This is a genomic window from Pseudomonas salmasensis, from assembly GCF_014268375.2.
GTDB classification, from domain to species: domain Bacteria; phylum Pseudomonadota; class Gammaproteobacteria; order Pseudomonadales; family Pseudomonadaceae; genus Aquipseudomonas; species Aquipseudomonas salmasensis.
In genome coordinates, this window is sequence record NZ_CP077083.1 from 1,851,250 (window position 1) to 1,865,441 (window position 14,192).

Sequence of the window (14,192 nt, forward strand, 5' to 3'; positions counted from 1 at the left end):
TCGCATTGCCCTGTAGGAGCGAGCTTGCTCGCGAAAAACGTCAACGATAGCGCGTGTTTCCTGAATAAACGCGGCGTCTATGGTTTTTTCGCGAGCAAGCTCGCTCCTACAGGCATTAGGGCTTCCTCGACCCGATCCCTGCCCGCCTGCTTGGCCACATACACCGCCGAATCCGCGCGCAGCAGCAACCCATCGATACCTTCATCGATCCGCCAACTGGCCACGCCAAAACTGGCGGTAACCACCCCCACCGGTTCCATCGACGCACCACGCAGCGACTGCCACAACTGCATCGCCAGGCTGTAAGCCTGGGCGCCATCGGTGTTGGGGCACAGCACCACGAACTCTTCCCCGCCGAGCCGGCAAAATACATCGGTGCGGCGCAGGCGTTGGCCGATCCGTTTGCACAACTCCTGCAGCACGCCGTCGCCCACCGCATGGCCGTGCTGATCGTTGATGCGCTTGAAGTGGTCGATATCGAGCATGATCAACGACAGCGCGCCAGACGCCCGGTTGAGCCGGAGCATTTCGCCCTTGAGGCGATCCTGGAAATAGCGCCGGTTATAGATCCCTGTCAGGGAGTCGGTGATGGACAGCGCACGCAGTTCTTCCTCGACCCGTTTGAGATCAGAAATATCCGACACATAACCGTGCCAAAGCGTACCGCCGCCCGGCAATTCTTCCGGCGTCGCTTCGCCGCGAATCCAGCGCAGGCCTCGCTGGGGTAATTGCACGCGGTACTCTTCGCGCCAATGGCTCAGTTGCAACGCAGAAAGGCGTATCGACGCACGCACGCGCTCCAGGTCCAAAGGATGAATGCGCTCCAGGACCGTGCTCCCATCCTGCTGCAGCACGCCCAGCTCGATTTCATAGATATCGCGCATGCCTTCGCTGGCATAGATGAAACGCCAATTGTCCTGGGGCTCCAGGGTGAACTGGAAGATCCCACCCGGCACATGGGCGCTGAGTTTTTTCAGCAGGCGGTCGCGTACGGCAAGGGCCTCATAGGCACGCTTTTGCTCGGTGACATCCAGGTAAATCGCCAAGTGCCCGACCCACAGGCCATGGTCATCCAAGAGCACGGTCGGCAACATGCTGACCGTCAGTTGGCTGCCGTCCTTGCGTACCAGCGTCCACTCGCGTCCTTCATGTTGACTGTCCGGGCTCTCCACCAGCATCGCCTGGCTCGCTGGAATACGCTTGCCCAGTGCCCTGCTCAACGGCTCAGCGCGGGCGTCGAGTTCCGCGGCCACATGCAGACGGTCCAAGGTCATATGCCCCAACACCTCCTCGGCCGTAAAGCCCAGCATCTGCTCGGCACCGGCATTGAAGGTGTTGATCACGCCGCGCAGGTCCGTGGCAATGATCGCCACTTGAGTCGCCGCATTCAGCACGCTGCGCAGTTGCCCATGGGCGCCACGCAACTCCTGCTCACGGGCGCGTAATTGCACAGTGCGTTGTTCCACCAGTTTCAGCGCGCGCTGGCGTTGGCTGACCAACACGTAAAGCAGCGCACTGAGCAAGGCACTGAGCAGCACGCCCATCGCCAGAATGGCGTGCATCGAAGAATGGTTGGCCCGGTCGAACACTTCGCTGGCGCTCAGGCTCAGGGCGTAGACATGGTCGCCCAGGGTGAGGCGGCGCGCAGCCGTCAAGCCACTGCGGCCCACGGCATTGCTGGAGGCATATAACACCCGTTGCTGGGTGTCGGAGGTGTCTACGATCTGCATCACCAGGTTGTCCCGGTTAGGCTTGGGCAACCCCTCGGCCACCAGCTGGCGCATGCTGATCACCGCCATCACAAAGCCGTAAGGCTCGGCATCTGCGACTTTGCTGACGGGCGCCACCAACAACACGCCTGCCGCATAAGCGGGTTCCACCCCCACCAGTTGCATGGGTTGCGACACCGCCAACTGGCCGCTTTGTTGCGCACGCTCCAGCACTGAACGGCGCAAGGGTTGGGCCAGCAGATCAAAGCCCAACGGCGAGCCCAGCATACTTTGCGTCTGGCTGTACAACACCGGTATGTATTCATCGCGTTCGGCCGCTGGCGCCAACTCACCGGAGGTATTCAGTTCGCGGATGCTGAAGGGAATACCACGCTGGCGAGAGATGTCCTGTTCAAACAGGCTGCGCTGCGTGCGAAATATTCGTGGCGCCCAGGCATAGGCACGGGCATGCAACAACAGCGGTTTGGCGAAACCGTCGAACTCGGCGCGGGACACCTCGCCGGAATTGACGAAGAAACGCTGCAAGCTGCCCAGGCGCTGCTCCTGGTCTTCGAAACGTTCCTGGATGCGGGTGTAGCGCTCGTTGACCAGCAACTGGAACCGCTGGCGCACCTGTTGCTGATATAAATCGGATGTCGCCCACGCGACGACCACCGTCAGCGCGCTACCGATTGATAACACCACCAATGCCACCAGCCAAGCCGATGCCTGCTCACTGATAAAACCAAGGATTTTCGGGCGAACGACTTGCATCGGCATAGGCAACACTCACAGCGCCAGTGTGCGGGGGTGTCACTTTGGCTAGGGCTTAAGTTATAGCCATCGGCAGGGTGTTTGACCAGCGTAAAACCGTCACGGACTTATTGTGGGCGAGGGAGCAAACTCTCTCGCCACAGAGGCTTACTGTAGGAGCGAGCTTGCTCGCGAAAAACTCACAGGCACCGCGTTCATCCAGGATATCCGCGGTATCGTTGACGATCTTCGCGAGCAAGCTCGCTCCTACAGGGGGCAATCAGCGGGCGGTGATTTTCCAGGCGCGATGGATCTTGGCATTGCGCGCAAAATCCGGGTCGATGGTCTTGTCGCTGATTTCCTCGACCGCATAGCGTTCGCTGAGGTTGTCTTCCAGCTGAAACTTGCGGAAGTTGTTGGAGAAGTAGAGCACGCCACCCGGCGCCAGGCGCGCCATGGCCAGGTCGAGCAACTGCACATGGTCACGCTGCACGTCGAAGATGCCTTCCATGCGCTTGGAGTTGGAGAAGGTCGGCGGGTCGATGAAGATCATGTCGAATTCATCGCGGCTGGCTTCCAGCCACGCCATCACGTCACCCTGTTCCAGGCGGTTCTTGTCGGAAAAGCCGTTGAGGGAGAAGTTGCGACGCGCCCAGTCCAGGTAGGTCTTGGACAGGTCGACGCTGGTGGTGCTGCGCGCGCCGCCCTTGGCAGCATGCACACTGGCGGTGGCGGTGTAGCAATACAGATTGAGGAAACGCTTGCCCGCCGCCTCCTTCTGAATGCGCATGCGCATCGGGCGGTGGTCGAGGAACAGGCCGGTGTCCAGGTAATCGGTGAGGTTGACCAGCAACTTAACGCCGCCTTCGCTGACCTCGGTGAATTTACCTTGGGCACTCTGACGCTCGTATTGCTTGGTGCCGCTCTGACGCTCACGACGCTTGACCACTACACGGCTCTTGTCGACGTTCAGTGCCTGGGGAATGGCCGCCAGGGCATCGAACATGCGGGCCGAGGCTTTTTCCGGGTCGATGGATTTTGGCGCGGCATATTCCTGCACGTGCACCCAATCGTGGTACAGGTCGATGGCCATGGAGTACTCAGGCATGTCGGCGTCATACACACGGTAGCAATCCACGCCTTCGCGCTTGGCCCATTTGCCCAACAGTTTGAGGTTCTTCTGCAGGCGGTTGGCAAACATCTGCCCGCCTTCGCTCAAGCGCGCTTGCTCCACCACAGGGGCCGGGGCGGGTTTGATCGGGTTGCCGTTCTTGTTGTATTGACGCTCTGCCGGCTCGCTCGGGGCCTGGTCGTAAGCTGCTTGCTCACGTTCGGCCTGGCGCTGCTCAGGGGTGCGGCGCTCGCCAGTGACGAACTGATCCGGGTTGACCTTGATCAGCAGCAACTTGCACGGCAATGCGCCGTTCCAGAACGAATACTGTTTGTGGCTACGGATACCCATGCGCTTGCCCAGGTCTGGCGCGCCGGTAAACACCGCCGCTTCCCAGCCCATGCACGCCTGGCGCAGACGCTCGCCGAGGTTCTGGTAGAGGTACAACAGGCTGGCTTCATCACCCAGGCGCTCGCCGTAAGGTGGGTTGCAGATGACCAGGCCTTTCTGGTTCTGGTCCGGGCGCGGCTCGAACGTGCCGACTTCGCCTTGGTACACCTTGATCCAGTGACTCAGCCCGGCGCGCTCGATGTTATTGCGCGCAGGCTGGATCAAGCGTGGGTCGGCTTCGTAGCCACGTACCCACAACGGCGGCTTGTTCATGCCGATGGCGGCACGCTCAGTGGCTTCTGCGTGCAGTTTTTTCCACAGCGCCGGGACGTGGCCCAGCCAGGTGGTGAACCCCCAGAGTTCACGGTTGAGGTTGGGGGCCATGTCGGCGGCGATCATCGCGCCTTCGACCAAAAAGGTACCCACACCACACATCGGGTCTGTCAGCGCGCCGCCTTCGGCCGCAATACGCGGCCAGCCGGCGCGGATCAGGATCGCCGCCGCCAGGTTTTCCTTCAGGGGGGCCGCGCCCTGCTGCAGGCGGTAGCCGCGCTGGTGCAGGCTGTGGCCGGAAAGGTCCAGGGACAGGATGGCTTCGCCACGGTCCAGGCGCAGGTGAATGCGCAGGTCAGGGTTGATCTTGTCGATGGACGGACGTTCGCCGGTCGGGGTGCGCAGTTTGTCGACGATCGCATCCTTGACCTTCAGCGCGCCGAAGTGGGTGTTGTCGATGCCCGAACCGTGGCCGCTGAATTCCACCGCGAGGGTACCGTCAGGGACCATGTGGTCAGCCCATTCGATGTCCAGCACGCCGTGGTAAAGATCCTCGGCGTCCTTCATCGGGAAGCGCTTGAGCACCAGCAACACGCGGTTGGCCAGGCGCGACCAGAGGCACAAGCGGTAGGCGGTTTCCATGTCGGCCATGCCGCGCACGGCCGAAGTGTGCTCGCGGGCTTCCTCAAGGCCAAGCCCGACGGCTTCCTCGATCAGCAGGCCTTCGAGGCCCTTGGGGCAGGTGAGGAAGAGTTCAAAACGGTCCGACATGGGGCATTCCAGGCTTTTCAGCAATAAGTGAACAGGCGACGCATCGCCGGTTCGGTTTTCAATCAAGCACTTTTCTCGAAGAGTGCTCGCGTGGCACGAATGTGCCGTTCCACCCCGTCTGACGGGCTCTTGAGCCTTTATTGGCGAGGCAGAAGAAGAATGTTGCGCAACAAAAAGAAATATTCCGACCCTTCGTCGAATAATAACCGACTGCAACAGGCGGGTATTCTCACCAAGGGATTAAACCTTTCCTCTTTACAGGGCACATCATAGCTGGCTTTGCCCTATAAAAGGGGCGAATAACCATCCCAGCTTATGGCTATAGCATCGTTATCGTTACGTGCTTATGACAAAACGATCATTGAATACATGTGACCTATTGGTTAGAACTCAACACAGGTTGGCGCCGTAAGGGTGCCAACACATCGGCTCGCCACGCCGGCAGCGAGCCCACCAACGGCAGAAAAACTCTGCCCGGCCTTGGACAAGGCCGAAGGATATCTAGACAGTCAACAAGTGAGGGAAACACCCTATGAGAAGACTTAAGCGTGATCCGTTGGAAAGAGCATTTTTACGCGGATATCAATATGGCGTTCATGGAAAATCCCGTGAGCTTTGCCCATTTACTCTACCGTCGGTACGCCAAGCTTGGATCAACGGCTGGCGAGAAGGACGCGGCGACAACTGGGACGGTATGACTGGCACTGCGGGCATCCACAGACTCAACGAACTTCACGCCGTCGGCTAATCAGGGGATCTATCTAATTGCGACACACACATCTTTGATTTTGTAACGACTTAACCACGCGCGCCCCATCCGGGCGGCGGGCTTCGGCCCAGGGGCTCCTTTATGGAGCCCTTTTTATTGCCTGATCAGCGCAAGGCAGCGATGGCATCCACCGACTGGCGAATCAGCGCCGGCCCCTTATAGATAAAGCCTGAGTACAACTGCACCAGGCTGGCGCCGGCTGCGATCTTCTCAGCCGCGTGTTTGCCTTCGGTGATACCGCCCACCGCGATGATCGGCAAACGCCCAGCCAACTCGGCCGCCAGCACCTTGACGATATGAGTGCTCTTGTCACGCACCGGCGCGCCCGACAGGCCGCCCGCCTCGTCACCATGGGCCAGGCCTTCGACGCCCACGCGGCTGAGGGTGGTGTTGGTCGCAATCACCGCATCCATCCCTGAATCCACCAGGGCCTGGGCCACCAGTACGGTTTCTTCATCGCTCATGTCCGGCGCGATCTTGATAGCCAGCGGCACACGCTTGCCATGACGCACGGCCAGGTCTTCCTGGCGCTGGCGCAAGGCTTCGAGCAGTTGCTTGAGGGAATCACCAAACTGCAGGCTGCGCAGGCCCGGGGTGTTGGGCGAGCTGACGTTGACGGTGACATAGCTGGCGTGGGCATAGACCTTGTCCAGGCAAATCAGGTAGTCATCCACCGCACGCTCCACGGGCGTGTCGAAGTTCTTGCCGATGTTGATACCCAGGATGCCGGTGTACTTCGCCGCCTGAACCCGCGACAGCAGGTGGTCGACCCCGAGGTTGTTGAACCCCATGCGATTGATGATCGCCTGCGCTTCCGGCAGCCTGAAAATGCGCGGCTTGGGGTTGCCCGGTTGCGGCCGCGGCGTGACGGTGCCGATTTCGACAAAGCCGAAACCCAACTGCGCAAACCCGTCGATGGCCGCGCCGTTCTTGTCCAGGCCGGCTGCCAGCCCGACCGGGTTGGGGAAGTTCAGCCCCATCACCGACACGGGTACTTTCGCCGGTGCCTTGCATACCAGGCCATTGAGCCCCAGGCGGCCACCGGCACCGATCAGGTCCAGGGACAGATCGTGGGAGGTTTCCGGGGAGAGTTTGAACAACAGCTGGCGGGCCAGGGTATACATGGGCGGGCTAGACTCGGAGGCGGCAAAAGGTGGCGCTGATTATAGCCGGGGTGGCGGCCTGCATGCGAGGCGTGCCACCTGATCTCACTGACGTTGCGCCGTCAACGCTTCATAACGCACCCAGATCCTTTCGGCGTAGCGCAAGCGCAACGCCTCACGCTGAGGGCCGGGCCCCGGCCCCACGTTGTAAGCCCCCACCGCCGTCCAGTTATAGCCAAACCGCTGGATAAATTCGGCAAGAATCGAGGCGCCTACTTCCACCGACAGGCAAGGCTCGCTCAACAGCCGTTCTTCGGTAATGCCCTGCTTGAGCAAGCGCGGCAAGTGGATGCTGTTGATTTGCATCAAGCCGATATCCCGCGTGCCATTGCGGTTGGTGTAATTCATCGCTTGCGCCCGGTAACCCGATTCGACCGAGGCGATAGCTTGCAGCAACTCCGGCTCAAGGTCGTAGCGGCTGGCCGCCTCTTCCCAGCAAAAGGCCCAGGCCTGGCTGCTGCCCATCAATACCCCAAGCACCAGGCCTATGCCCCATGCCTTAACCCTGGACATTGCCGGCCTGACCGCAGACGGCGCACACGTGCACCGCTGCCCTGGGTTGATCACCCGTGCGTACCGGGCACGTAAAGCGATAGCCCTTGCCATAAATCGTCTTGATAAAGCCTTTGTCGGCCCTCAAGTGCTTGCGCAGGGAATAAATACACCGCGTAAGTGACTCTTCGGCCACCTCACCCCGAGGCCAGGCCAGTTCCAGCAAACGGTCCTTGGTCATCAGCGCGCCACCGGAGGCCAGCAGCAACCGCAGCACGTGCCCCTCCTTGGGAGGCAACTGAATATCCGCCTCCACGCCCGTCAACCGGCCGTCGCCATGCAAGGTCCAACGCGCGAAAACCAGGGACGTCGTCGCTTCATCCTTCACGACGGCCATACGCACCTCTGTAGTCGACTACTGACATTCAAATCCTTACTGTGTGACCAGCTCATCTGCCATTGGCACGACTATAAAAAACCGGCTCGAAGACCCGCGTTAGGAAAAAACCCATTCATTCGCCTTTTTTTGGCCACTGCCGGTCAGACAATTCGCAAACGCACCCTTATCGCGGCAACCACTCCTGAAACGTCTCCTGCAATTCAACCCCTAGCCGATCCTCCAACTGCACCAACTCTCCCACTGCCATCAGTTGTCCATTGACCCGCACCTCCACACAGCGCGTGACGCCTGGGTCCAAGGGCAGCACCTTCCCCGGTGCGAATGCGGCCAAACGCTTGCGGCTGATCAGTTGCTCCTGCAGCAATATTTCCAGGTGCATGGACAAACGCCTTTTTCAGGGGGAAAACTCAGGGTCCGCTCCCAGGAACGCACGTCGCACACGCTCGTGTTGCGCGGCGCTCAACTGAGGTGGGCCAATCCAGGGCAGTACATCGCCACCTACGCCAGCCTGCCCTGGCGGGGCGTCGTCCAGCGGCTGGGCGACATCCAACTCGGCCACCAGTTTTTCGATAATCTTCACTTGGGCAGGTGGGCCCTTGATCAACAGACTGTTGGTATCCGGATAGGCCATCAACGCAAGGCGGCCATCGGCCAGTTGGTCCTTCTGCGCCGCAGATAGCCGAGCTTCGATCATCGAGGCCATGCCCGGTACATGGACCTTGCTGGCGCCCGCGCCCTGCAGGTGATCGTCCACGAGGACATTGATCACTTTCACCACGCCGAATACCGGGGCGCGCTCTGGCATCTTGCGAGGGGGCCGGTCCATCCGTTGGGCGAGGCGCAACACCTGGTCGACATAACTTGAAGGCCCGGTTACGTAGAACGTACGCCCGCCATGTTCACGCAGTGGGTAGCGCGGCTCATCCAGCCCCGCACGGCGCATGATGCCGCGTAGCGTGTTGACGGAAATATGCCGCAGCACTACCGCCGAGCTTCTCGCGTCGTCGGCGGCGTAGAGCTGCAACGCCTCACCACAGGCCGTGCGACTGCCCAGCAACAGCACGGCGCACAGCAGCGCGCTGTACAGCCAGCGGCAATTGAAGGTTGCGAGCAAATCAGCGTGCACCGTGGGTATGCCTGGCGGTCTGGCCTGAAGAAGCGGCCATACTGCGAGGCGCAAGAGGTTCAATCATGATGGAAAGTTGACGGCCAGTTGCACCGCCCCACCCATGGCATGTGCCTTGCTAAGCACTCTGTATCAGGCTCGCACCAACGGCGGCACGGGCCTACGGACAAAGGCGTCGTTCCCCTGCAATGGCCTAAACGCTAACCTGGGAAACGGCGCTTTTTTTTCAGAAAAAGGCAGGTATTGATGAACGATCCGCTGGCTTGGGTAAACGGCAGCGATGCCCCGGAAAAGAGCAGCCTGGACCTGGGGTTCATGGCCCTGACCGATTGCGCCTCGCTGGTGGTCGCCGCCACACAGGGCTTCGCCCAACCCTACGGCCTCACACTCAACCTCAAGCGCCAAGCGTCCTGGGCCAACCTGCGCGACAAGCTGGTCAGCGGTGAACTGGACGCTGCTCACAGTCTCTACGGGCTGATCTATGCCGTACACCTGGGCATCGGCGGCGTCGCCCCCAGCCCCATGGCGGTGCTGATGGGGCTGAACCAGAATGGCCAGGGCATCAACCTGTCCCATGGCCTGCAACAGCAAGGGGTGATCACTCCTGAGGCGTTGAAGCGCCATGTGCACCAAAGCCGGACAAAACTGACCTTCGCCCAGACGTTTCCCACCGGCACCCACGCCATGTGGTTGTATTACTGGCTGGCGAGCCAAGGCATTCATCCCTTGCAAGACGTGAACAGCGTAGTAGTGCCGCCGCCACAAATGGTGGCGCACCTGCAAGCCGGACGTATCGACGGCCTTTGCGTGGGTGAACCCTGGTGCGCCAGCGCAGTGCAACAGAACCAGGGCTTTACCCTGGCGACCAGCCAGGCGATCTGGCCGGACCACCCGGAAAAAGTCCTGGGCTGCACCCAAGCCTTCGTTGACGCCTACCCCAATACCGCGCGTGTGCTGGTCATGGCGATCCTGGAGGCCAGCCGGTTTATCGAGCAGAGCCGTGAAAACCGTCGCTCTACCGCCCAGTTGCTCAGCGCCCCTGAATACCTCGATGCGCCTGTGGCCTGCATCGAACCGCGCTTGCTGGGGCAGTATGAGGATGGCCTGGGCAACCAATGGCAGGATCCCCATGCGCTGCGCTTTTTCGCCGACGGCGAGGTGAACCTGCCGTACCTCAGCGATGGCATGTGGTTCATGACCCAGTTCCGGCGCTGGGGCTTGCTACGTGAAGACCCGGACTACCTGGGCGTCGCCCGGCAGGTGCAGCAACTGGCGCTGTACCGCCAGGCGGCCGAGGCGCTGGGCATCACCGCAGGCGACTCGGACATGCGCCGCAGCCAGTTGCTCGACGGCAAGACCTGGGACGGCAGCGACCCCGCCGGCTATGCGCGCAGCTTCCACCTGCATGCCCTGGCCGATGACGCCAACCGCCAAGCGCTGCGCTGACAGGAGCCCGACTATGCTGCGAATCCTGTTGATCAACGACACCCCGCGCAAGGTCGGGCGCCTCAAGGCCGCATTGACCGAGGCCGGCTTCGAGGTGATCGATGAGTCCGGCTTGACCATCGACCTGCCCGCACGCGTCGAAACAGTGCGCCCGGATGTGATCCTGATCGATACCGAGTCACCCGGGCGCGATGTGATGGAGCAAGTGGTGCTGGTCAGCCGCGATCAGCCGCGGCCCATCGTGATGTTCACCGACGAGCACGACCCGACTGTGATGCGCCAGGCTATCAAGTCCGGCGTCAGTGCCTATATCGTCGAAGGCATCCAGGCCCAGCGCCTGCAACCGATCCTCGATGTGGCCATGGCGCGTTTCGAGAGTGACCAGGCCCTGCGCGCCCAGCTGCATGCCCGCGACCAGCAACTGGCCGAACGCAAGCGTATCGAGTTGGCCAAGGGCCTGCTAATGAAGATGAAGAGCTGTAACGAAGAAGAGGCCTACACCCTGATGCGCCGCCAGGCCATGAGCCGTCAACAGAAACTGATCCAGGTGGCAGAGCAGATTATTGCCATGAGTGAGTTGCTCGGCTGATGTGGCTCAGCTCTTGCTAAAGAATTATCACAGGTAGCCAACGGCGGTTGCCCCCTCCACGACAAAGACGTCGCCCACCCGGTTTGCCCTCGCGAACCCGGTGGCGGCGTTTTTTCGTTTCTAGACCCCCAACCGTTGAGGTGCGTGATGAAATCAAGCTTCTGGAAATCCGGGCACACCCCGACTCTGTTTGCCGCGTTCCTGTATTTCGACCTGAGTTTCATGGTCTGGTACCTGCTGGGCCCCCTGGCGGTGCAGATTGCCGCTGACTTGCACCTGACCACCCAACAGCGTGGCCTGGTAGTGGCCACCCCGATCCTGGCGGGCGCGGTACTGCGCTTCTTGATGGGGATGCTGGCCGACAAGCTGTCGCCCAAGACGGCCGGGCTGATTGGCCAGGTGATTGTGATCGTGGCGCTGTTCTGCGCCTGGAAACTGGGGATCCACAGCTACGAACAAGCGCTGTTGCTGGGCATGTTCCTGGGCATGGCCGGCGCGTCCTTTGCGGTCGCCCTGCCCTTGGCGTCCCAGTGGTACCCGGCAGAGCACCAAGGCAAGGCCATGGGCATCGCCGGCGCCGGTAACTCCGGCACCGTGTTTGCCGCGCTTTTGGCGCCCGTGCTGGCGGCCGCGTTTGGTTGGAGCAACGTGTTCGGCTTTGCGCTGATCCCACTGGTGCTGACCCTGATTGTGTTCACCTGGCTGGCGCGCAATGCCCCTCAGCGGCCAAAAGCCAAAGCCATGGCTGACTACTTCAAGGCCCTGGGCGACCGCGACAGTTGGTGGTTCATGTTCTTCTACAGCGTGACCTTCGGCGGTTTTATCGGCCTGGCCAGCGCCCTGCCCGGCTACTTCAACGACCAGTACGGCCTGAGCCCGGTGACCGCCGGCTACTACACCGCCGCCTGTGTGTTCGGCGGCAGCCTGATGCGCCCATTGGGCGGCGCCTTGGCAGACCGGTTCGGCGGGATCAAAACCTTGCTCGGCATGTACAGCGTGGCGGTGATCTGCATTGCGGCAGTGGGGTTCAACCTGCCCAGTTCCTACGCGGCGCTGGCGCTTTTCGTCTGCACCATGCTCGGCCTGGGCGCCGGCAATGGCGCGGTCTTCCAACTGGTGCCGCAGCGTTTTCGCAGTGAGATCGGCGTCATGACCGGCCTGATCGGCATGGCCGGTGGCATCGGCGGCTTCGCCCTCGCAGCGGGCATGGGCGCCATCAAGCAGAGCACCGGCAGCTATCAACTGGCCCTGTGGTTGTTCGCCAGCCTTGGTGTGCTGGCCTGGTTCGGCCTGCATGGGGTAAAACGGCGCTGGAGAACCACCTGGGGTTCGGCCGCCGTGACCGCCGCTCGCGTCTGATGAGCTTACAACTGAGCGTCGCCCAGGCCAGTGCCATCGGCCCGCGCAGCGAGAACCAGGATGCGCTGCGGGTGGTCACGCCCATGGCGGAACTGGCCGCGAGCAAAGGCTACCTGTGCGCATTGGCCGACGGCGTCAGCCAATGCGCCGACGGGGGCTTGGCCGCACGCTCGACCCTGCAGGCCCTGGCCCTGGACTACTACGCCACGCCGCAGACCTGGGGCGTGGCCCAGGCGCTGGAGCGTCTGTTACTGGCGCAGAATCGCTGGTTGCAAGCCAACGGCGGCGGGCAGCCGTTGCTCACCACCCTCAGCGCCCTGGTGTTTCGCGGCCGACGTTTCACCCTGGCCCATGTCGGTGATTGCCGGGCGTATCGTTGGTTCGACGGCGAGTTGCAGCGCATCAGCGAAGACCATGTGTGGGAACAGCCGGGCATGCAGCATGTGCTCAAGCGCGCCCTCGGCCTGGATCAGCACCTGGTGCTGGACTTCCTCGATGGCCAACTGCGCGAGGGCGAAAGTTTCCTGCTGCTCAGCGATGGGGTGTGGGCCACGCTGGGCGATCACAGCATTGGCGCGATCCTGCGCGAGCAAAACGACCTCGACCTGGCCGTCAGCACCCTGGTCAACGCCGCTCACCTGGCCGGTAGCCAAGACAACGCCAGCGCCTTGCTGGTGCGCATCGATCAACTCGGCGCCGCCACCCTCGGCGACGCCCTGGTGCAGTTGCAGCAATGGCCACTGCCGCCACCGCTGAAAGTCGGGCAAACCTTTGAAGGCTGGGAGGTGCAAAGCGTGTTGGCGCAGAGTCGGCAGTCGCTGCTGTACCGCGTGCACGACGCCCAGGGGCAAGCCTGGCTGCTCAAAACCTTGCCGTTGCGTTGCGAGGATACCGATGCGGCCCAGGCCTTGTTATCGGAGGAATGGTTTCTGCGCCGGGTCGCAGGCCGTGCCTTTCCCGAAGTGCATGCCGCCAGCGGTCGTCAGCATTTGTACTACGTGATGCGCGAATACACCGGACAAACCCTGGCCCAACTGTTCCAACAGCAGGGCCCGCTGCCACTGGCGCAGTGGCAGTCGATTGCCGAACGCTTGCTGCGTGCCGTGGGCCTGCTGCATCGCCGGCAGATCCTGCACCGCGACATCAAGCCGGAAAACCTGCTGCTGGGAGAAGATGGCGAACTGCGGGTGCTGGACTTCGGCCTGGCCTATTGCCCCGGGCTCTCCGAGGACCGTGCCCACCTGCTGCCCGGCACCCCGAGTTTTATCGCGCCCGAGGCGTTCGCTGGCGAGCAGCCTACGGCGCAACAGGATTTGTATAGCGTCGGCGTGACCTTGTATTACCTGCTGACCGGGCATTACCCCTACGGTGAAATCGAGGCTTTCCAACGGCCCAGGTTTTCCCAGCCCGTCAGCGCCAGCCGTTATCGCCCCGACTTGCCAGAGTGGTTGCCACACAGCCTGGAACGGGCGGTGACCGCTGCCCCGGCCCAACGTTATGAAACCGCCGAAGAATGGCTGTTGGTGCTGGAGCAGGCCGATCGCCGCGAATTGAGCCTACGCCCACGGCCCTTGCTCGAACGCGAACCCTTGAAGGTCTGGCAAACCCTGGCGGTGGCTTCAATGCTGCTCAATCTGGTGCTGTTGTACTGGCTGCTGCACCACTAACGGGCAGAATCCGCCGGTTCTGCGTGTAAACGCCCAGTAAAACTGGGGCTATAGGGACTTGGCACAGCTGCTGCATTAGCTTTCCCAACACCCCACATATAGCCGCTCCTTCAACGACGAAGGGCCGAGCTTCCCGAGAGAACGGGACCAGGACAAAGGCGTCCTCGCTAGCTG

General features: G+C 61.7%; 12 protein-coding genes. 5 read left to right on the forward strand and 7 right to left on the reverse strand.

The annotated features are described in order from the left end of the window. Positions 1-77 precede the first annotated feature (77 nt). Together HU731_RS08060 and rlmKL are read right to left on the reverse strand one after the other, a co-directional pair. Positions 78-2,489 (reverse strand): sensor domain-containing diguanylate cyclase, encoded by a 2,412-nt coding sequence (locus tag HU731_RS08060; protein WP_186606925.1) that lies wholly within the window; start codon positions 2,487-2,489, stop codon positions 78-80. Between the two features lie 253 nt (positions 2,490-2,742). Then, complete coding sequence (gene rlmKL / locus HU731_RS08065; RefSeq protein WP_034128371.1) at positions 2,743-5,007, reverse strand: bifunctional 23S rRNA (guanine(2069)-N(7))-methyltransferase RlmK/23S rRNA (guanine(2445)-N(2))-methyltransferase RlmL; 2,265 nt, start codon at positions 5,005-5,007, stop codon at positions 2,743-2,745. 532 nt (positions 5,008-5,539) lie between these two features. Here rlmKL and rmf point away from each other — a divergent pair. Then, the gene (gene rmf / locus HU731_RS08070; RefSeq protein ID WP_002553055.1) at positions 5,540-5,755 is read left to right on the forward strand and encodes a ribosome modulation factor; all 216 of its coding nucleotides are present in this window, start codon (positions 5,540-5,542) and stop codon (positions 5,753-5,755) included. A 125-nt stretch (positions 5,756-5,880) separates the two neighbouring features. Here rmf and HU731_RS08075 read toward each other — a convergent pair whose 3' ends face one another. The 5 genes from HU731_RS08075 to HU731_RS08095 all read right to left on the reverse strand — a co-directional run bounded on the left by HU731_RS08075 (position 5,881) and on the right by HU731_RS08095 (position 8,957). After that, positions 5,881-6,900 (reverse strand): quinone-dependent dihydroorotate dehydrogenase, encoded by a 1,020-nt coding sequence (locus HU731_RS08075; protein ID WP_186606924.1) that lies wholly within the window; start codon positions 6,898-6,900, stop codon positions 5,881-5,883. A gap of 84 nt (positions 6,901-6,984) precedes the next feature. Beyond that, entirely contained in the window at positions 6,985-7,452 is a 468-nt protein-coding gene (locus tag HU731_RS08080) for a transglycosylase SLT domain-containing protein (RefSeq protein ID WP_186606923.1), read from the reverse strand. After that, positions 7,439-7,828 (reverse strand): winged helix-turn-helix domain-containing protein, encoded by a 390-nt coding sequence (locus tag HU731_RS08085; RefSeq protein ID WP_186606922.1) that lies wholly within the window; start codon positions 7,826-7,828, stop codon positions 7,439-7,441. The genes HU731_RS08080 and HU731_RS08085 overlap by 14 nt, the downstream gene beginning before the upstream one ends. A 166-nt stretch (positions 7,829-7,994) precedes the next feature. Then, positions 7,995-8,210 carry a FliM/FliN family flagellar motor switch protein gene (locus tag HU731_RS08090; protein WP_003193267.1) on the reverse strand — a complete coding sequence of 72 codons (216 nt, stop codon included), beginning with the start codon at positions 8,208-8,210 and terminating at the stop codon, positions 7,995-7,997. Between the two features lie 15 nt (positions 8,211-8,225). Continuing rightward, positions 8,226-8,957 carry a secretin N-terminal domain-containing protein gene (locus tag HU731_RS08095; protein ID WP_225931634.1) on the reverse strand — a complete coding sequence of 244 codons (732 nt, stop codon included), beginning with the start codon at positions 8,955-8,957 and terminating at the stop codon, positions 8,226-8,228. 246 nt (positions 8,958-9,203) lie between these two features. Here HU731_RS08095 and HU731_RS08100 point away from each other — a divergent pair, with 246 nt between their 5' ends. The 4 genes from HU731_RS08100 (at position 9,204) to HU731_RS08115 (ending at position 14,018) form a co-directional block, all read left to right on the forward strand. Next, positions 9,204-10,403 (forward strand): CmpA/NrtA family ABC transporter substrate-binding protein, encoded by a 1,200-nt coding sequence (locus HU731_RS08100; protein WP_186606921.1) that lies wholly within the window; start codon positions 9,204-9,206, stop codon positions 10,401-10,403. A 13-nt stretch (positions 10,404-10,416) separates the two neighbouring features. Further along, positions 10,417-10,992, forward strand: coding sequence for an ANTAR domain-containing response regulator (locus HU731_RS08105; RefSeq protein ID WP_034136176.1), 576 nt, complete (start codon positions 10,417-10,419; stop codon positions 10,990-10,992). 147 nt (positions 10,993-11,139) lie between these two features. Then, entirely contained in the window at positions 11,140-12,351 is a 1,212-nt protein-coding gene (locus HU731_RS08110) for a nitrate/nitrite transporter (RefSeq protein WP_186606920.1), read from the forward strand. Next, a complete protein-coding gene (locus tag HU731_RS08115; protein WP_186606919.1) occupies positions 12,351-14,018 on the forward strand; it encodes a bifunctional protein-serine/threonine kinase/phosphatase in 1,668 nt (555 codons plus the stop codon). The genes HU731_RS08110 and HU731_RS08115 overlap by 1 nt, the downstream gene beginning before the upstream one ends. Positions 14,019-14,192 lie beyond the last annotated feature (174 nt).